Here is a 19,443-nt window from a genome sequence, read left to right on the forward strand (position 1 = left end):
TGAAAAGGTATTGGTCAGAAAGCTTTCTCTTTCTATCTTTACACCAGATATTTTTAATGCTTGTTCAAGTGCGATATCCATATCTATTTAATATTTTATTTTTTCAAGTTATGTCTCCTATTATTTAATTTTCCATTACCTAATTTCAATAAAACTTCATTCAATCGAATAATATTTTAACAGAAATTGTTAGTCTCTACGATTTCACAAAATAGGTTCATTATCATTCATATTCTTCTACTCACTATTGTTTAAATAAGTTATGGAATTAGACATAAAAAATTAACAGTAAGAATAAACCTAGCGATTTTAAAAAGAAAAAATATTGGTTATTGAAAAATTCAATGATTTTCCTATGATGCATCAACAAAAGATAAAACAGAGAAGACAGCGAATGGAAAGTTTAATGTATCATTATCAGATACTCATAAGATTTAAGTTTACAATGTCTAGCAAAGACATCTTTTATAGAACATTAAGCTGAACCTTTTTACATCAAGATACTATTAATTATGGTAGGAATGATTAAAAAAACCTCATCTACTTATGATAAGGCTCCCCCCGCACAATCCGAAACGCCCGATAAATCTGCTCCACCAACACCAACCTCATCAACTGATGCGGGAACGTCATCCTCGAAAACGACAGTTTCTCATTCGCGCGCTGCATGACAGCATCACTTAGTCCAAGGGATCCGCCTATGACAAAACACACCTTACTTTTTCCGTATGTTGCCAGCTTATCTATTGTATCGGCTAATTCTTCAGAAGTTTTCATTTTTCCTTCGATGGCGAGGGCGATGACGTGGGCGTCTGGGTTGATTTTGCTTAGGATGCGTTCGCCTTCTTTGTCTTTGATGATTTTCATGTCTTGCTCGCTGAGATTCTCGGGTGCTTTTTCGTCTGCGAGCTCAATGATGTCGATTTTTGCGTATGCCTGTAATCGTTTTGTGTATTCGGCTATGCCTTGCTTTAAATATTTCTCTTTTAATTTTCCTACTGTGATAATTGATATATTCACAGGTCATCCCCACCTTAAGAACAAGTTATTCATATAAGTTATCAACAATTGTGGATAAAATTTGTGTATTTTGTGTCCGATCATTCGTTCCCCACTATATATATTGCAGGTTCATCGCACAATTCACAGGTTGTGGATAAGCTGTGTGTATGTTCGATTTTTCTGAATTCTGGCGGTGTTTCGTGATCATCTATGTACATGTCTAGTACGGTTTCTATATGTTCTGCACAAGCATAAAGTGATTTGTTCATAAGTTTCTAATTCCTCCAATATGTTGTTTGGTTATTCACAAGTGTTTCGCTCATTGTTCAATATAACCGATTTATTCACATGTTAATAGTCTTTTACCATTTTCCACACCTTTTATCCACAAACCAAATAAAAAAGCCTCCACTCCTGTGAAGGCTTCCTTCTATCAAAACGGATTGTAAAATCTCGTTCCTCTAACAAATGTAATCACTAGCGACACAATCAGTACCGCTCCAACAAAGATTAACGCCGCATAATCTGCTTTTTGAAAGTCTTTCGCCGTAAACCATGTGCGCTTTTTATGCTTTCCAAACCCGCGCAATTCCATCGCATTGCTGATCGTTTCAATCCGCTCTAGGCTGGAGAAAATCAGCGGCATTACAATCGACAGCGCATTTTTAATCCGTTTTCCCAGTTTTTCATTCTTCGATAAATCAATGCCTCTTGCTTGCTGAGAAATGGCAATCGTTCGAAAATCACGCTGAATATCTGGGATGTAGCGCAGAGCAATCGCTACCGCATACGAAATCCGGTAGCTGACCCCAATTCGGCTGAGCGATGAGGCGAATTCACTTGGATTTGTTGTCACGATAAACAAAAGCGCCGCTGGCATCACGGTCACGTATTTCAGTGTAATGTTCAATTGATAGAAAAGCTGTTCAAGTGTGACATTGTACCAGCCTGCAATGTGAAACAGCTCGTGCTTCGCTCCATAGATGGCGACACCTTGCTGAGGCGCAAAGACGTAAATGGCGATGTTATTGATGACAAGAAAAATCGCCAAGACAATCACTACGAAAGAGATATCACGAAATCGCACATTCGACAGTTGAAAGAACACGATACTGGCAACTAGCATAAACACTAATACGCCTGTATCATACGTGAGCATCGCTGCGGATGACCAGAAGATAAAGCAAATGAGTTTGGTTGCCCCTGTCAGCCGGTGAATTGGCGACGGGCGATCGATATAAGACAGCATGTCTACAGCCATGTCATTCGTTCCTTTCTGTCAACCTCAATGAAGCGATCCACGAGTTCATTTGGATTTGGCCAGTCTGCTTTTAGGGCCAGTTCATAGAGCGACGTTTCTTTTAAGCTCGCCTTTTGGACTAGCAGCTGATCTGTCAGCACTTTGGCTGGTGTATCATCTGCGATTTTTTCTCCATCTGAAATGACGATGGTTCTTGTCGTGTATTCGAGCATGAGATGCATATCATGGGTGATCATCAAAATCGTGACGCCCTGCTGATTTAATTGCTCTAAAAACGTCATCATCTCTGTGTAATGTCTAAAATCTTGACCGGCCGTTGGCTCATCTAAAATGATGATTTCTGGCTCTAACACAAGAATGGATGCAATGGTGACGCGTTTTTTCTGTCCAAAACTAAGTGCTGAGACCGGCCAGTTCCGAAATGGATACAGCCCGCATACTTTTAAAACCCGCTCTACACGATCCTTGATGTCGTCTTCCTTTACGCCTCTTAAAACGAGACCGAGGGCGACTTCATCAAAAATCATTTGTTTCGAAATCATTTGATTTGGGTTTTGCATGACGACGCCGATTCGTTCGGAGCGCTGCTTGATGGTGTCTCCTGTGATGTCATCGCCATTTAAAAGGATTGTCCCTTTTGTTGGCTTTTCAAATGCACAGAGCACCTTGGATAGTGTCGTCTTGCCTGCGCCATTGGCACCGGCAATGCTGATCATTTCTCCTTTTTTGACGGTAAAAGAGATGTTATTCAGTGTGTTGGGTCTTGTCGGATAATCAAAGCTCAGCTCACGCACTTCTAGTAAATCCGGCGCTTCATTCTGCTCGACTGATGGCTCAGATGCTTCCATCCATTGCTCGATTTTCTCTTTTGCCTCGTCGTTTAAGGTGAGATGCTGTAAATTAGCGATCTGATCTCCTGCTTCAACCGGAATGCCTGCATATTTCATCGCTCTCACATATAAAGGCTCACGTAAATACGCCGCTTCTAATACATTTGAGGCGAGCAATTCATCTGGTGTCATATCCGCTGCAATTGTGCCGTCATTGACAACGATGATGCGGTCGACATGGCGGAAGAGGACGTCTTCCAATCGATGTTCCACCATCACGACCGTTTTTTTCGTTTCTTTTTGCAGACGGTCAATGAGGTCGATCACTTCTTTACCTGTTGCGGGATCAAGGCTTGCCAGTGGTTCATCAAACAGCAAAATGTCGACATCATTAACAAGTACGCCTGCAATAGCGACACGTTGTTTTTGACCGCCTGACAGCTCATGCACGGATGATGCCAGTTTGCCGTCTACCTCTGTTAATTTTGCCGCTTTCTCGACACGTGTTTTCATTTCTTCGCGTGTGACTTGATCATTTTCTAGTGTGAACGCGATATCTTCTCCAACGGTCAGCCCGATAAATTGTCCATCAGGATCTTGCAGCACCGTTCCGACGAGCTGTGAAAGAGAGAAAATGTTCTCTTTCTCTGCATTTTTCCCGCCGATGTGAAGACTTCCTTCCATAGAACCTTTATAAGACGCAGGAACTAGCCCATTGATACAATGGGCTAGTGTGCTTTTTCCCGATCCAGACGGGCCTGCGATGAGGACTTTTTCTCCTTCATAGATGGTCAGGTTGATATCTTTCAATGTTGGTTCTGCCTGACTGCGATACTTGAATCCGAAATGTTCGAATTGAATCATCGGTTTCTTCATTTATGTGTTCCACCTTGCTTCATGATGTTTCTTTCGATAGACTGCCGCTTTTGCTTCTTGTTTTCGCATAAGCCGCAATGATGATGGTGCCTAGTACACCGACTGTGATGATGTTTGAGATTCCTGCCACGATGCCTTGAACAAACACTTTATTCGCAGGTTCTGCATAGATCACAATGTCGAGTACCGGCGCAATGACAAACCAGCCTAATGCTTGTGCGCCGGCTTGGACGGCGTTGAAGAGCGTGATTTTTTTCCAGCCAAAGTCGCCCTCTTCTACTTTTAAACGGTTCGAAATGAGGCCGATCAATAAACCAACAACACCCGAAACGATAATCCAGCTCCACCAAGGTCCAAATGTGGTGGCATCTTTAATGAGATGACCAATAAATCCAATCAATGCGCCTGCAATAGGACCAAATAGCACGGCCATTAATGCAAGGAACGCGTACGATGTTTCAATTTGTGTATTCGGAATCCCAGTTGGAATGGAGACGAAGCGTCCTAAAATGACAAAGACGGCTGCGCCAATCCCGATGGCAACGACAGTTTTCGTTGAAAGTTGTTTACCTGCCATGATGTTTCCTCCTCTTATTCATATATAATGCGCGGAGCTTTGCGAATCGAAAGGCGCCAGCCTGTGCCTGTACCGATGTTATAAGCCTTTGCAAATGACCCTTGATTGATCGCCACGCCTAAATGATCGAGTGAATTGACATATACGAGTGGTTCGCCTACCTTTAAATCGGCAAAAGATCGTCCATAGGTCATGATATTTTTATACACATTTTTTGGCCCGTTGGCAATGGTAACTTCTATTGCATCCCCATAATTGATTGAAAGCTGTTCAAATAACGTATGATGAATGTTTGTCCATAGGTTTCCGAACCGCACATCTAAAATATCAATCGTCCCTGTGATTACTTCTTCTTCCGCATAAGCTTGTACGACTGGAAGGTGAATAATGTCCTCTATATTCGCCTTTGGCCCGACCTCTTCAAAAGAAATCACACCTGAAGCAATTCTCGCGCCTGTATAGGCGTAAATGTCTCTACCATGGAATGTATGTGATTTTCCTGACTTCGGCAGACGGTTGATGGTTTCATCTAAATACCGAGCCTCCACGATGCCAATATCCTGTGCGACATGTGTAAGTGTCCCATTATCAGGTGTGATGATGTAGTGTGAGCTTGTTGTTTTGACGACGAGGCTCTTTCGCTCTGATCCAACGCCTGGATCAACAACGGAGACAAACACCGTTTCTTCCGGCCAATATGTGACCGTCTGAAGCAAGCGATAAGACGCTTCCCAAATGTCGTATTGGGGAATGTTGTGAGTTAAATCAAAAATGCGGATGCCGCTGCTCACTGTATTGGCTACGCCGTACATTGCGCTGACCGCTCCATCATCAATACCGAAATCTGATTGTAAAACCAATGCATGTTCACTCATGTTAATCTCCCTTTCATTTGAAAAAATGGTTGTGGTGTTTCACGTGGAACATTTGAACATTTGTATGAAAAAAAGTGGACAATAAAAAATACCCCATCCTTATCTATGAATCATAAGGACGAGGTATTTGTCTCGTGGTACCACCTTTATTTACTGTTTGCTCGCGCTAAACAGCCTCTACAAGTACAAAGCTCCAATTTGGCTCATATACTGTGGTTTTGATAACGAGTACCAACTCTCGTCGTTACCTACTAATATCATGGATATGTTCAGCACGAGGCTCAGAGACCATTTTTCGAATCATTATTTTTGCTTCTTTTCAGCTGCCGAAGCTCTCTGTGGAAAAATTGATGATTGTACTTTCTCTCGTCATTGCCTGTTTAACTATCTTGAATTAAAGCTATCATACATGATGTTTTTTGATAAATCAAGATATTTTTCTGAACATTTTTAAAAATGAGTTAACTGTTCTGGAAGAGTCTTCTTTTTTATAAAATTTAAGCAAATGTTAAAGAGCGAGATATGGTGTCTTTCTTTTCTAGGGGTATAATAAAGATGAAGGGAGGTACAGTGTGTGTGGACCATCTGTATGAATGAATTTAAGCAGCTCTTCAAAAGCACAAAATCCATCTTAACTATTGTTATTATTTTCATTTTATCTACTTTTGTTTCAAGTCTTCCATTTATAGCTGCTTATCAAGGGAAGTGGGAACAGGCAAAGGACCCTTATTCCATTGGGAATGAACTAGTGATTTCGTTATTTGGTTTCTTCCTTATTTTTTTATTATCTCATGATATTTTGAGCCGCGAAATTCATTTGAAAACCATTCGTTTTCTCGTCAGCAAAACGACCCGTTTAAACATTGTCATCGGGAAATATCTTGGGCTGATGCTGTTTTGGCTCAGTTGCATTATGACCACATATATTTTAAATATGGTGATTTCACATCGTTTTCTGTTCTCTGATGCCTTAAAAATATTAACGTTTATCAGTGTCGGCATCTCCTGTGCTTTGTTTTTGTCCATGCTCTTTCCAACACCACAGAAATCGATGTTTGTTGGCATGTTGTTTTCCTTTCTATTTCCAATCATGAGCATGATGTCTGTTCTTTCTTCAGAACGGTTGATTCACTGGTTCCAATACGTGACGCCTTATTATTATGCGCGCTGGAGTGAACCGCTGACCTATGTGCTGATGAATGCCGCATTGACTGTTGTCTTACTCGTTGGAACGGCACTACTGTTTCAGAGGAGGGATGTCTAAGTGCTTCACACAAAAGGGCTGACAAAAAAATATCGGACAAAAGTCGCAATAGATCATATTGATCTTGATATCCATCAAGGGGATATCTTCGGCCTCATTGGACCGAAGGGTGCTGGTAAGACAACCTTTTTTAATATCATTACAGGGATCTCCCGTCCCACCTCTGGCACGTTTATCATGATGAACATGACGTCGTTAAAAAAAGTACGTCATCATATCGGTGTTCTGCCTGAATATACAGATTTATATGAAGGGCTGACTGCTATTGAGCATATTGCCTATTTATCTAAAATTACGGGTACTCGCCAAAAAACGAGCTATTATGAAGAATTACTCGAATTTGTTGGCTTACATCGTTATCATCAAGAGAAAGTCGGTGCCTTTACACCTGGGATGAAAAAGCGGCTCGGAATGGCTCAAGCCATCGCTCATCAGCCTGACTTTATTTTACTTGATGAGCCTTTTGCGGATATTGATGCAGATTCTATCTTACATATCCAGCGGGTGATTGAATCGTTAAAATTTGAAGGAAAAACTGTCTTTTTAACAGCAGACGAGCCAAGGTTCACCCAGCCTATTTGTACCAAAACAGCTTTCATATCTGAAGGAAAAATCGTGTCCTCAAGTACTCATCCTCAAGAGAAAACCATCACGTCCTCAACCATTCGTGCCACCTTCAAGCATGCATGGATTGATGATGAGGTGAAGCCTGTTCTCACGCAGTACTTACAAAGTGTGGGAACAGACCTTGTGATCAGAGATGACGAGACCTCATTGTTGATTCGTTCAGAAGCTCAAGTCCCAGCCATCATCCGTGCGTTTGTGAAATGCAAAGTCGACCTATACCGAGTCACGACGCAAGATGCCATGATGTCCACATAAAAAAGTACCGTACGCTCGCCGCACGGTACTTCTCTTTTTTTATAAAGGCTTGCTCATGTAAATCCCAGTCTCAGCAAACCCCGTTTTCTCATAAAGTGAGCGGGCGATTTGATTATGGGCAAAGACATGCAGCGATAGTTTTTTCACACCTAATGACTTTGCCTGCTCTTCTAATGCAGTCATGGCCTGTTTTGCCAAGCCTTTTCCTCGATACGCTTCAAACAAAATAAAATTATAAATAAAGCCTTCATGTTGGGGATGATCTGGATCATAGCAAAGCCATACCCACCCAATGGATTCGTCTCCATGTAAGATGTTCCACAACTCATGATCCTCTGTCTGAAGGCCTTCAGGAAGCAACCGGTCAAATTGTTCCTCTGCGTTCTTTTGCGCTTCTTCCTGACCCCACGTCCCTGCGAGTACCTTTTCTTCTGCGTACCGCTTAATAGCCTTCTCTATCAAGACGTCATAATCTGTTTGCGACATTGGTAGTAATGTGACCAATCGTATCTCCCCCTTTTCTTTATCATATGCCGGGCATGTAAAAAAAGCCAGTCCCTTATAGGAACTGGCTAGCCACCGAACTGATCGGTTTGGGAGAGTTTGATCTCGACTGATTTTTTCTTTCCGCTTCGGTAAAATTGCACCTTTACCTTGTCGCCTACTTTCTTTTGATAAAGATATTTACGCAGATCGACGATGTTTTGTACTTCCTTGCCGTCAAACGACGTCACGACATCCAGCTCTTTTAACCCTGCTTTCCCTGCTGGAGACAAAGGCTCGACACTCATCACGACGACTCCGGTTGTGACCTTTGATGGCAGTTTTAACGTTTCCTGCCAATGATAGCTCGCAATATCTGCTAGTGATTTCATCCCAACACCAAGGTACGGACGCTTCACCTCTCCATAGCGCTCTAAATCCTCTATGACAGGGATCACCAGATTCGCAGGAATAGACAGCCCAATCCCTTCCACCTCTGACTCAGCAATCTTCATTGAATTGATGCCGATCACTTTGCCGTCCATATTGATCAAGGCTCCGCCGCTGTTCCCAGGATTAATGGCGGCATCCGTTTGCAAAACTTCCGCATTCCAATCCGTCTGTCCGTCCCCATTAGAATCAACAGGGATCGCACGCTCCGTTCCAGAAATCACACCTTGTGTGACGGAGCCAGCAAATTCAAGGCCTAATGGATTTCCAATGGCGATGACAGGCTCACCTGGTTTGACATGGTCTGAATTGCCGAAGGCGGCGGTTTTCTTGATCTTATCACTTTTGACCGTCAGTACCGCTAAATCCATCAGCTGATCACTTCCGACAAGATTTGCCCCGATCCTTGTCCCGTCCTGAAGGCTCACTTCAAGCTGGTTTGCGCCTTTGATGACATGATGGTTGGTCACGATATAAAAGGTGTCACCCTTTTTTTTATAAATCACACCTGACCCGCTGCCTGCTTCACCGCCTTCTTCCCAAAAGCTCGACTTTTGAATGTTAATGACGCCGACAACTGTATCCGACATACTCGATACCACTTTTGTGACCGCATCATTCACGTTCACATTGACGGTCTTTAAAGGGCCATCTGATGCCTGCTGATCTCCAGCTGACTGCCAGCCAAAGGGGCTGCCGCTCTGTCCAGACACATAGGGGAAAAAGAATCCCATTAAAAAAGCTCCTACCAATACACCGATCAGACCAGATAGGAAATATCCTTTTCTGCTTCGTCTCGGCTTCCACTCTACATCGCGATAATCCACTATGTTTCCTTCCTTTCAGTGAATAGATGATGTATATAGTGTTGGTAAGAAGCTCTTATCTTAATCATACGATTGTAAAAATCATACGGCGCAAAGTGGGGTTGCTTTTTTCGGGTCCGTATCATATAAATCAAAGCCATCCCCTACAACAAAGCCCTTCATTTCAAGCGTCTGCTGGACCGCCATACGGGCTAAGTCCTTCATGTTGTTGTCTTGACTCAAGTGGGCCAAATAAATGCGTGAGGTGGCGTCTCCAATCACGTCTGTCATAGCAAGAGCTGCATCTTCATTGGATACGTGTCCGACATCGCTCAAAATTCTGCGTTTGATACTCCATGGGTAGCGCCCCATTTGCAGCATGCCGACATCATGGTTGCTCTCAAATACGAACGTATTGGCTGATTTAATAATCCCTTTCATCCGGTCACTCACATAGCCTGTATCCGTCATGAGGGCAAGTTTACGCCCGCCATAATGGAATACATAAAACATGGGCTCTGCCGCATCATGTGATACGCCAAATGATTCAACATCGAGACCGCCGAATGATTGAACCGTCTCCATATCAAAGTGGAATTTCTGCTCCGTATCCACTTTCCCAATATGTGACTCCATCGCCTTCCATGTTTTCGCATTTGCATAAACAGGAAGCTTGTACTTTCTTGCCATCACACCAAGTCCTTTAATATGATCTGAGTGCTCGTGTGTGACAAAAATTCCGTCCAAGTCTTCTGGCTTTCGGTCGATTTGACCAAGCAGCTCTACCATTTGTTTGCCGCTTAAGCCCGCATCTACTAAAAAAGCATGCTCGTCTGTTTCTAAATAAAAAGCGTTCCCCGTACTTCCGCTCGCTAGTACACTGAACTGCAAGCTCATGTTCTCTCACTCCAATGAAGATTTGTCTTCTTTCTCTATATGATCAAGTGTTGAGCCATCAATGGCATTGATCAAATATTCTTCCTCTGTCTTTTTCTTTGAACCAGTTGCCACGCCTTCAATCTCTACTCGCCATACAGGAACCATGACTTGAGTGCTTGCACCTGGGTATTGCGTGTAGTAGCCAAGCTCCACTTTTTTCACTGTCGTGTTTTGGCTCAGCATATTTTGTGTATATAAGTCCTTCACCGTTTCAAGCGCCGGGACAAGGGTTTCTTTTCTCACTTCATTAATCGATGTCACCATCGACTGCCGATACGAGACGACCTCGTTTTGATCGTTCACATCCAATGTGATCTTCCCGATGGTTTCGGTGTCATCAAGACCTTCTTGGAAGATGTATTTTCCTTTATACGTTTGGAAAAAGACGATTTCACCTGTTTCTTCATCGATGCTCCAGAGCTTATAATTCTTGCCATCCAGTAAACGCTGGCTCACAAGATTGGTCGCTGCTGTTTTCATATCTTTTTTCGGCAATGCAACTGGTTTATTGAAGGTCATTTCAAGCAGGGTGACAGGATCATCTTTCTCGGTTTTCGGGAATGTGCTTTTCGTCTTTTGATCAGCTAATCCATCGACATCCTTTTTCGTATATTGCTTTTTCTCAGCTGTAATGCGGTATCCAATCTTCGCTTCATCTGATAGATTGCCATATTTGATTCCGTCTGCCTTCATTTCTTCCAGCGTATCTGTTTTTTCGATAATCGCAAAATGATCGGTCGATCGCTTTTCAAAGTATTGAAAACCTAGAAAGATATCGAGAACGAGAAAGGCTAGGATAAAGATCGTTTTGGTCTTATTCCACTCCATGATTCTCGCTCCCCTCTGTCAGCAAATCATTCGTTAAAATGACGGTTTTTCCGTTATATTTCATACACCATACCGGCTCTAGCCAGACAAACATCGCTTGATCCTGATCTGATGCCGTGGATGTCGCTTGATAGGCAGGGAAAATCTGTTCAATTTTCTCTAAATCATCATACTTCGTCTGCTTGATGATCAAGTTTTTCAGCTCTGTCCCATTCATCAGTTTGACCTGTTCACTCTGACTCGCTTTGTTGCCGAGAATGTAGTTTGGACGCTTATAACTCAAGATGTCATCATTCGCCCATTGTACTTCAAGTGATGTCATACCAAATGGATGTTTTGTGCTGTTGACGATCGGCAGTCCATCCATAAACATATTAAAGGACAGCTGCTGGTTGCTGTTAATGCCGAAGTATTGATAATTATCGGTAAAACTTCCGGTATCATTGAAATACTTCACGCTTCGCTTGATCAAATCTCCCGTTTGGAATACGGTACTAGAATTGATATTACGATGCTGATATTGGATGCGGTGGTCTTTTTGATTTGCTTCAAGACGACTCGTTCCATCCGTATACACCGTCCGGTTTAAATTAGATTCCTCCCCAACTAGACTTGGGTCTGTAAACAAAGCGTCCTTGAATTTGCTTGTCTTAATCGTTTCGATAAAGAACATTTTCGCTTCAAGCTGCTTTTGCTTCTGCGGCAGAAGGAAATCTCGTTTTGAATTCGTAGAGAAAGTATATAGATCATAGCGCGGCATCTCGTTTTGAGCGGCTGCAATACTATCCATCAGATTACGATAGTTGGCTGATTCAATCGTCAGCTCAAGCACCGTTTCCTTGCTGTATGAAACCAAATAGACTTTCTTATTGGCCTTATCCGGCTGAGCGAACGGCACAATCATCCGGTCAAATGAGTTGTATTCAATGGATTTATTCGGCCATTTAAACAGCGCTTGGAAAATATCAATCGGAATCGGATCATTGAACACAAGATCCAATGTTTTGCCTTGCCCCTCGCGTCCATAGAAGAAATTCTTAAATTTCTGCTCGGAATATTGGTCCGACACATCGGCAATCTCTTTGACATCCCACAGGCTCACATCATTCCAAAAGTTTTGGAAGAGTTCCTTTTGATCCACTTTGAAATGCTCTCCATTGGAATGGATGAACATCTCACGCGGTTTCACGACATCAATGAGACTCCGAGGCTCGTCGCTTGAAATCTTCTTCGTTTCCACGACCTGTGTGCCGGCATCCGCCTGATCCTGCATGACGGGCTGGAACATCCAAATATTCCACGTAAACACAAGACTGATCGCAATTAGGATTGTCAATATAATGGTTTTAAAGGTCTCACGCTTCATCCCAATCATCCTCTTGTTCTTCATTGTACGGAAGGGTAAAGGTTACCGTTGTTCCTTTTCCTTCAATGCTGTCAGCCCAAATATCTCCGCCATGAGCCTGAACCATTTCTTTTGCAATCGCAAGGCCTAGGCCGGTTCCGCCAAGCTTTCTTGTTCTTGCCTTATCCACTCGATAAAAACGTTCAAAGATTTTATCCATATCCTTCTTCGGAATACCGATTCCTTCATCTTTGACACTGAATAACACAAGACCTTGCTCCTCATCCAAATCGACAGTGAACGTAATGTGTCCACCCTCTGGCGAGTATTTCATAGCATTGGAAATGATATTATCGAGCACCTGAGTGATTTTATCTTGATCAATTTCCACATATATTTCACGCTGCGGCAAGTTGCGGATGAAATCGACATGCTGCTCCTTCGTCATTTCAAAACGATCAATGACGAGCGAGATAAACCTGATAAAATTCGTCCACTCACGATTGAATTGATAATCCTTGCTGTCGAACTTAGACAGCTGGAGCAGGTCATTCACAAGTCTAATCATGCGCTCTGTTTCATTTTGCGTAACACTGAGGAACCTTGGCGCAAGCTCTTTATCACCAATCGCACCTTCAGCGAGTGCCTCAAGATAGCTTCGCATCGTCGTAAGCGGTGTGCGCAGCTCATGCGATACGTTCGCCACGAATTCACGACGTTCCGCATCAATTTTTTCCTGCTCGGTTACGTCATAAATGACCGCGATCAAGCCATCAATCTTCCCATGCTCTTTCTGAATCACTGAGAAATTGACACGCAAAACAGACAGTTGATCTTCACGTTCAATTTCTAGCAGCATGGAGTCTTGATTTTCGACTAGATCTTCAAATGTATGAGTTTCTTCTAAGCCAAGCAAGGATGTGATCGGCATCTCTAGAGCTGTTTCACGTGAAACATTCAAAAGCTCTAGTGCCGGGCTGTTTAATAGAATAATGGCCCCGTTTTGATTCGTGGCAATGACGCCATCGGTCATATAGGCGATAACAGAAGAAAGCTTTTTCCTCTCACCCTCTGTCATCAGCTGCGCTTCCTCCAGCTCTCTCGTCAGATGGTTAAATGTCGTTGCTAGCTGACCAATCTCATCATGTCCATACTTTCGGACCTTTCTGGAAAAGTTCCCTTTGGCGAGCTCGATCGCTTGCTTTCTCATATCCGAAATTGGGTGTGTAATGGTTCTGAATATGAATATACCAAGTAGAGCGGTCGTCCCAAGTGCGATGAGTGTACCCGTCGCCAAAATGGTGTTGATCGTTCGCATTTGGTTAAAAACACTTTCCATGGATGAGACCACATAAATGACACCAACGGTTTCTTGGTTCTCATTTTTCACGGCTGTTGCTGATATGCGGACTCGTTTATTCGATTCTGGGTCATAGAATTTTTTCTCGTAGTCTTTGCCAACCGCGAAAATACGGCTAATGATTTGATCTGTGATTTTCTTCCCGGCAATCTCTTGACTGCCGTTATTCACAGAGGCAATGACCTCTCTGCTTTCGTCAATATAGCTGACTTCAGAAATTTCATTAGACTCATCTTTGTTGTTAAAATCGTTTAATATCTTTTGAGCATCCTCTTTTAATTCTGCCTTGCTTTTCGATGAATCTTGTTCTAGGTAATACGATAACGAGTAGATTCGCTGATTCAAGGAATTATCATATGAATTAATTAAGGACTGCTCTAGCTGCTTCACAAAGTACACGCCAATGATCTGCATGGCGACAATGATCAGCAGCACATAAATCAAGGTCAATTTAAAGTGAATCGAGCGAAAAAAACCTACTTTACTCATAAGAATCTTAGTCCTGCTCTGGGTTTCTTAAATAGTAGCCGACGCCTCGTCTTGTCACGATCCAGCTCGGGTGGCTAGGGTTGTCTTCAATTTTTTCACGAAGACGGCGGACTGTCACGTCTACTGTACGGACATCTCCAAAGTAATCGTAGCCCCAAACCGTTTGCAGTAAGTGCTCACGTGTCATGACTTGTCCAATATGTTTCGCTAAGTAATGAAGCAATTCGAACTCACGATGCGTTAATTCAATCGTTTCGTCACGCTTAGACACGACATACGCATCTGGGTAGATCACAAGTGAACCAATCTCGATATCATTTGATTCAGATTCTTCCTCTGATTGCGGAGCAGCCGTCTGTCTTCTTAAATTTGCTTTTACACGTGCAAGCAGCTCGCGTGTACTGAATGGCTTTGTGACATAATCGTCCGCGCCAAGCTCAAGACCAATGACTTTATCGATTTCAGAGTCTTTTGCTGTCAGCATGATAATCGGCATATCATATTTCTTTCTCACTTCACGGCATACTTCAACGCCATCTTTGTTCGGCAGCATAATGTCGAGCAAAATGATGTCTGGCTTAATTTCTTCTACCATTTCAAGGGCTTCATTTCCGTCATACGCACAATGAACCTCGTAGCCCTCTTTTCTTAAGTTAAATTCCAATATATCCGCAATCGGCTTTTCATCATCTACGACAAGAATCTTTTTTTCCATTGTGATTTCCTCCTGCATTTTTAGCATCTATGTCATTCCATTTTGCATGTCTCATTATGCCTTCTTCATTTACGAAAAAAAGGCTCACTGTCTATTATAACGTTTTAAGAGGCAAAGATAAAAATAATAACGGCTTTCTTTGCTAGTAAACGTTGGATAGAAGAACTTCACCCAAAAGATTTGATGACTTTTTCCTTTTTTATTGAAACTTTTCCAGTCACCAAACGTCTATATACATGTAACGTCTTCTTCTTATGGAGCCGGGCCCTACCTAGGTCCGGCTTCTCCCTTTTTATGCCTTCTTTTCATAATAAAAACGCACCTGCGATTGCAGATGCGTTTGGAAGTGGCTCGGGACGGAATCGAACCGCCGACACACGGATTTTCAGTCCGTTGCTCTACCAACTGAGCTACCGAGCCATCATCAAAAGATGAATATGTATAAATGGCGGTCCGGACGGGACTCGAACCCGCGACCTCCTGCGTGACAGGCAGGCATTCTAACCAACTGAACTACCGGACCTCAGTAACTTGCCCGAAAAAGCAATCGTGGTGCTCCTTCAAGCAAGTGAGGAAAAATTAGCTTAACGCTAAAGTAAATCAATGACCCGTACGGGATTCGAACCCGTGTTACCGCCGTGAAAGGGCGGTGTCTTAACCGCTTGACCAACGGGCCAAAACATGGTGAGCCATGAAGGACTCGAACCTTCGACCCTCTGATTAAAAGTCAGATGCTCTACCAACTGAGCTAATGGCTCTCGGTTTGTGAAAAGTAATTCTGAAGAAGTTGTACTGCGTCAAACCAATCGCTTTAAAAAAGCTGGAACATCGCATCCTAACAAGTTTCAGAGACCTTTGCAACAACGAGATTTATAATATCATAGAGTAATTACATATGGCAATACGTTTTTCGACATTTTTTTAAAAAAAGTGTCGGATTTGATATCTTCTGTTAAACCGCCTAATTCTGCAAGCGCCTTCATTCAATCATTGGCTACTGCCCAATCCAGCACACAGAAACGTTTGATTCCGACCAATATTGGTTATACAAGAAACAAACAGCATGGTGATTGAAAAAGGAGGAAGCATAGGATGAGTTCATTTAAATTAGGAGATAAAATGCCCGATTTTTCACTGCCAACAGTGCAGGGCGATCACATTGAGTTTTACAAACATTTAGAGGAGCATCAAAGCTGGCACCTCATCGTTTTCTTTAGAGGATCATGGTGCCCAGTATGTGTCGAGGAATTAAAAGAGCTGGAAAAACAGCAATCCTATTTTCAAGACAAGGATATTCACTTAATGACGATTTCAACGGATAACGCTGAAGACTTGAAAGAATTTGCAGACAAAGAGGGACTTTCTTTCCCCATCATGTCTGACCAAAACCTCACATCATTGAAAGCCTATGAAGTCTTCTATCACGGGGAAGATGCCCCATACGAAGACCACGGGGTGCACGGAGAACCTGCCTATTTCTTATTAAATGAAAAAGGCCAAGTCCTCTATCAGCAAAGACAAACAAGTCCATTTGGCAGACCGCACGCCAACGAACTGCGCAAAATCATTCAATACATTCGTAAAAATTTAAAAGGCCAATATAAAAGCCTAAAATAAAAAAGAAGCTCTCATCAGAGGGCTTCTTTTTTATGAATGTTTTTTGTTGTATAGCCAATCTGCGGTGAAAAACGCAAGAAGACCTGTCATTAAAATCACAAAAGTCACAGGTGTACTCTCACCTTGAAAAAAAGCGTAAGACGCATGTCCTCCTAATGCTAGAAGATAAAAAACAAACGCCGATCCTGCTGCTTTTTGTGCATTGGCTTGTTCTCTTTTCGTCGTTTTTTTGAAAAACATTGTATCTATTCCCCTTTAAGATGCTTTCTTCATTGTCACACGGCGAAGTGCCCGTGATCGGATATACTCCATTGGCCCAATTCGCCAGACGTGTAAGCAAAGGGCTGAAATGGCGATTTGCAGCAGGGAGATCAACAACCATGACAAGACGATAAGGGGGGCGTTGATTTGACCGCCAAGACCCAATCCCCAGCTGTAAAAAAGAAGCGAGCAGATGACATTTTGCAGGATATAGCAGCTAAGCGCCATTTTCCCTACATATTCAAACCAAGTCCACATGAACCATGACTCCGTGCGTGCTAGAAGCTTCGCCACGACAGCAATATAGAAAATAGAGAGGAATGGCGAAAACACATAGCGCACCACAAATTCTACTATGTCATTTGGTACGAAGACGAGCGCATTCAGCGGCAGTCCAATCCACAAACCCATTCGGAACAATGTTTTCCGCAGAGATTGCCCACGCTCATTTGCATAAAATACACCGGCTCTCATCATCCGCACACCTAATAAAAACAAAAAGGTATTCATTGGGATAATAAAGATCGCTTCTTCTCGGTACATCAAAAAGTGCTGTAATCGGTCTTGAACTTGAGATATCCATGTCTCCGGCAGTTGTTCTTCGTACGCTGGTTCACTGCTCTCGTCATAGGATTCAGTTTCCAATTCAGAGAAAGAAAATACAACGAGAAAAACCATCACCAACAAATGAAGGCCACCCGAGACAATCATGCCTTTTTTGATACGCCGACTTCCTCCACGGACAATAAACGCCACAAGCAAACCCGTGACGGCGTAACTCATGAGCACATCATATTCCATCACTAGCGCAAAATGGACAAAGCCTTCAATCAATAAGAATAAAAGAATCCATAAATATGTACCCGGCCAAGTCATATTTTTTCTTTTCGCCTGCTGGTATTTCAGCTCTAGCCCTACGCCAAACATGATTGTGAGCAGCGATAGCATTTTGCCATAAACGAACATAGAGACAAGACTTTCAAGAAAACTGCCATTTTCATATTCATCCGCAATCTGATCTGTCGCAAAAGTATCCCCTGCGTATGCAAAAAACCAGACGTTTGTACCCAATGTACCTAATATCGCAAAACCTCGTAAAATATCTAATAATCGTATTCTTTCTTTCACTAGAATGCTCCTTCCCTTTTATACAGTTATCATATTTTGGTAATATCGGGAAGTCAGTTCCGTAGAAATTAAGGAATATTTAAACAAAAAAGACAACAGTAAAATGTGTGATTTTACTGGTGTCTGATCAGTCTATAATGATGGACGGTACACGCTGCGGACAACGTTCGTTTGGGAACGGTCTGGTCCGACTGAGAAAATAGAAAGTGGAATACCTGTTAATTGTGAAATGCGCTCTAAGTAATGACGGGCATTTGCAGGCAGTTCACTTAAATTCTTCACACCTGTAATATCCTCTGTCCATCCTGGCATTTCTTCGTAGACAGGTTCACATTTCGCTAATTCATTTAGACTTGCTGGGAATTCTTCAGTGATTTCTCCGTTCAATTTATAAGCAACACAGATTTTCAATTTCTCAATCCCTGTCAGTACATCGATGGAGTTAAGAGATAAATCTGTAATTCCGCTCACACGGCGCGCATGACGGACAACAACACTGTCAAACCAGCCAACACGGCGCGGGCGGCCAGTTGTCGTACCGTATTCACGGCCAACTTCACGGATTTGATCGCCAATTTCATCATGGAGTTCTGTCGGGAATGGGCCATCACCTACACGAGTTGTGTAAGCTTTTGATACGCCGACCACATGTTGAATTTTCGTAGGACCTACACCAGAACCAATCGTCACGCCTCCAGCCACTGGGTTAGATGACGTCACGAACGGATATGTCCCTTGATCGATATCAAGCATAACGCCTTGTGCCCCTTCAAAAAGAACACGGCGGCCTTCATCTAGAGCATCGTTCAATACAACAGATGTGTCCACGACATATTTTTTCACTTGCTGACCATATTCATAATACTCATCTAAAATATCTTCAATTTTGAAGCCTTCTGTGTCGTACATTTTCTCTAAAAGACGATTTTTCTCTTCTAGATTACGGGCAAGCTTCTCTTCAAATACTTCACGATCTAATAAATCTGCGATACGGATTCCGACGCGGGCAGCTTTGTCCATATAAGCTGGTCCGATTCCTTTTTTCGTCGTACCGATCTTGTTAGCCCCTTTCCGCTCTTCTTCTACCTCGTCCAATTTTAAGTGATAAGGCAGAATGACATGGGCTCTATTGCTGATTCTGAGGTTATCTGTACTCACATTCCGTTCGTGAAGATACGCAAGCTCAGTGACCAACGCTTTAGGATCAACCACCATTCCATTACCGATGACACAAGTTTTCTCTTTGTAAAAAATACCGGACGGAATGAGGTGTAGCTTGTAAGTCACTCCATCAAATTTGATTGTGTGACCTGCATTGTTTCCCCCTTGATAACGGGCAATCACCTCTGCATTTTCTGAAAGGAAATCGGTAATTTTCCCTTTCCCTTCGTCACCCCACTGCGTACCTACTACGACTACTGAAGACATATCGTGCACCTCCGTTAACCTTTCAAA

19 protein-coding genes, 4 tRNA genes and 1 other annotated feature are annotated in these 19,443 nt (G+C 42.7%); of the genes, 3 read left to right on the forward strand and 20 right to left on the reverse strand.

The window, feature by feature from the left end; all coding sequences use genetic code 11:
• Positions 1-540: 540 nt before the first annotated feature.
• From rlmH to EBQ12_RS16555, 6 genes are all read right to left on the reverse strand, one after another.
• Positions 541-1,020, reverse strand: a complete 480-nt coding sequence (gene rlmH, locus EBQ12_RS16530; protein WP_079920278.1) for a 23S rRNA (pseudouridine(1915)-N(3))-methyltransferase RlmH — start codon at positions 1,018-1,020, stop codon at positions 541-543.
• A gap of 80 nt (positions 1,021-1,100) precedes the next feature.
• Positions 1,101-1,271, reverse strand: a complete 171-nt coding sequence (locus EBQ12_RS16535) for a CxxH/CxxC protein (protein WP_008360116.1) — start codon at positions 1,269-1,271, stop codon at positions 1,101-1,103.
• A gap of 164 nt (positions 1,272-1,435) precedes the next feature.
• Positions 1,436-2,263 carry an energy-coupling factor transporter transmembrane component T family protein gene (locus tag EBQ12_RS16540; RefSeq protein WP_125590768.1) on the reverse strand — a complete coding sequence of 276 codons (828 nt, stop codon included), beginning with the start codon at positions 2,261-2,263 and terminating at the stop codon, positions 1,436-1,438.
• Positions 2,254-3,969, reverse strand: coding sequence for an ABC transporter ATP-binding protein (locus EBQ12_RS16545; RefSeq protein WP_125590770.1), 1,716 nt, complete (start codon positions 3,967-3,969; stop codon positions 2,254-2,256). Before EBQ12_RS16545 ends, EBQ12_RS16540 begins: the two co-directional genes overlap by 10 nt.
• Positions 3,970-3,988: 19 nt before the next feature.
• Positions 3,989-4,546, reverse strand: a complete 558-nt coding sequence (locus EBQ12_RS16550; protein ID WP_024718471.1) for an ECF-type riboflavin transporter substrate-binding protein — start codon at positions 4,544-4,546, stop codon at positions 3,989-3,991.
• Positions 4,547-4,560: 14 nt separating this feature from the next.
• A complete protein-coding gene (locus EBQ12_RS16555; protein ID WP_007497378.1) occupies positions 4,561-5,421 on the reverse strand; it encodes an SAM hydrolase/SAM-dependent halogenase family protein in 861 nt (286 codons plus the stop codon).
• Positions 5,422-5,532: 111 nt separating this feature from the next.
• Positions 5,533-5,803 (reverse strand) — a binding site (T-box leader).
• A gap of 192 nt (positions 5,804-5,995) precedes the next feature.
• On the opposite strand from EBQ12_RS16555, the gene EBQ12_RS16560 reads away from it, so the two are divergent.
• Together EBQ12_RS16560 and EBQ12_RS16565 are read left to right on the forward strand one after the other, a co-directional pair.
• On the forward strand, positions 5,996-6,685 hold the full coding sequence (locus EBQ12_RS16560) for an ABC transporter permease (protein ID WP_008347476.1): 690 nt from the start codon (positions 5,996-5,998) through the stop codon (positions 6,683-6,685).
• Positions 6,686-7,567, forward strand: a complete 882-nt coding sequence (locus tag EBQ12_RS16565; RefSeq protein ID WP_060832801.1) for an ABC transporter ATP-binding protein — start codon at positions 6,686-6,688, stop codon at positions 7,565-7,567.
• Between the two features lie 39 nt (positions 7,568-7,606).
• Here EBQ12_RS16565 and EBQ12_RS16570 read toward each other — a convergent pair whose 3' ends face one another.
• From EBQ12_RS16570 to EBQ12_RS16620, 11 genes are all read right to left on the reverse strand, one after another.
• On the reverse strand, positions 7,607-8,071 hold the full coding sequence (locus EBQ12_RS16570; protein ID WP_125590771.1) for a GNAT family N-acetyltransferase: 465 nt from the start codon (positions 8,069-8,071) through the stop codon (positions 7,607-7,609).
• 68 nt (positions 8,072-8,139) lie between these two features.
• Positions 8,140-9,327 (reverse strand): S1C family serine protease, encoded by a 1,188-nt coding sequence (locus EBQ12_RS16575; RefSeq protein ID WP_035704177.1) that lies wholly within the window; start codon positions 9,325-9,327, stop codon positions 8,140-8,142.
• A gap of 81 nt (positions 9,328-9,408) precedes the next feature.
• Positions 9,409-10,203: an MBL fold metallo-hydrolase gene (locus tag EBQ12_RS16580; RefSeq protein ID WP_007497388.1), complete on the reverse strand. Its 795-nt coding sequence runs from the start codon at positions 10,201-10,203 to the stop codon at positions 9,409-9,411.
• A 6-nt stretch (positions 10,204-10,209) separates the two neighbouring features.
• Positions 10,210-11,073 (reverse strand): two-component system regulatory protein YycI, encoded by an 864-nt coding sequence (locus tag EBQ12_RS16585; protein ID WP_024718467.1) that lies wholly within the window; start codon positions 11,071-11,073, stop codon positions 10,210-10,212.
• On the reverse strand, positions 11,060-12,439 hold the full coding sequence (gene yycH / locus EBQ12_RS16590; RefSeq protein ID WP_017368443.1) for a two-component system activity regulator YycH: 1,380 nt from the start codon (positions 12,437-12,439) through the stop codon (positions 11,060-11,062). Before yycH ends, EBQ12_RS16585 begins: the two co-directional genes overlap by 14 nt.
• A complete protein-coding gene (gene walK / locus EBQ12_RS16595) occupies positions 12,429-14,267 on the reverse strand; it encodes a cell wall metabolism sensor histidine kinase WalK (protein ID WP_007497390.1) in 1,839 nt (612 codons plus the stop codon). Before walK ends, yycH begins: the two co-directional genes overlap by 11 nt.
• Positions 14,268-14,274: 7 nt before the next feature.
• Positions 14,275-14,982: a response regulator YycF gene (gene yycF / locus EBQ12_RS16600; protein ID WP_017359978.1), complete on the reverse strand. Its 708-nt coding sequence runs from the start codon at positions 14,980-14,982 to the stop codon at positions 14,275-14,277.
• A 347-nt stretch (positions 14,983-15,329) separates the two neighbouring features.
• Positions 15,330-15,402, reverse strand: a tRNA-Phe gene (locus EBQ12_RS16605).
• A 26-nt stretch (positions 15,403-15,428) separates the two neighbouring features.
• Positions 15,429-15,505 (reverse strand) — tRNA-Asp (locus EBQ12_RS16610).
• An 81-nt stretch (positions 15,506-15,586) separates the two neighbouring features.
• Positions 15,587-15,658: transfer RNA gene (locus tag EBQ12_RS16615), tRNA-Glu, on the reverse strand.
• A 6-nt stretch (positions 15,659-15,664) separates the two neighbouring features.
• Positions 15,665-15,740, reverse strand: a tRNA-Lys gene (locus tag EBQ12_RS16620).
• A gap of 334 nt (positions 15,741-16,074) precedes the next feature.
• On the opposite strand from EBQ12_RS16620, the gene EBQ12_RS16625 reads away from it, so the two are divergent.
• Complete coding sequence (locus tag EBQ12_RS16625) at positions 16,075-16,599, forward strand: peroxiredoxin family protein (RefSeq protein ID WP_079919806.1); 525 nt, start codon at positions 16,075-16,077, stop codon at positions 16,597-16,599.
• A gap of 30 nt (positions 16,600-16,629) precedes the next feature.
• Here the strand turns inward: EBQ12_RS16625 and EBQ12_RS16630 are convergent, their stop codons facing one another.
• The 3 genes from EBQ12_RS16630 to EBQ12_RS16640 form a co-directional block, all read right to left on the reverse strand.
• Positions 16,630-16,839, reverse strand: coding sequence for a hypothetical protein (locus EBQ12_RS16630; RefSeq protein WP_125590773.1), 210 nt, complete (start codon positions 16,837-16,839; stop codon positions 16,630-16,632).
• Positions 16,840-16,854: 15 nt separating this feature from the next.
• A complete protein-coding gene (locus EBQ12_RS16635) occupies positions 16,855-17,988 on the reverse strand; it encodes a DUF418 domain-containing protein (RefSeq protein ID WP_125590775.1) in 1,134 nt (377 codons plus the stop codon).
• Between the two features lie 132 nt (positions 17,989-18,120).
• A complete protein-coding gene (locus tag EBQ12_RS16640) occupies positions 18,121-19,416 on the reverse strand; it encodes an adenylosuccinate synthase (RefSeq protein WP_007497400.1) in 1,296 nt (431 codons plus the stop codon).
• Positions 19,417-19,443: the final 27 nt, after the last annotated feature.

Source organism: Bacillus sp. 2B09, assembly GCF_003946835.1.
Taxonomy (GTDB): Bacteria; Bacillota; Bacilli; order Bacillales; family Bacillaceae; genus Bacillus; species Bacillus altitudinis.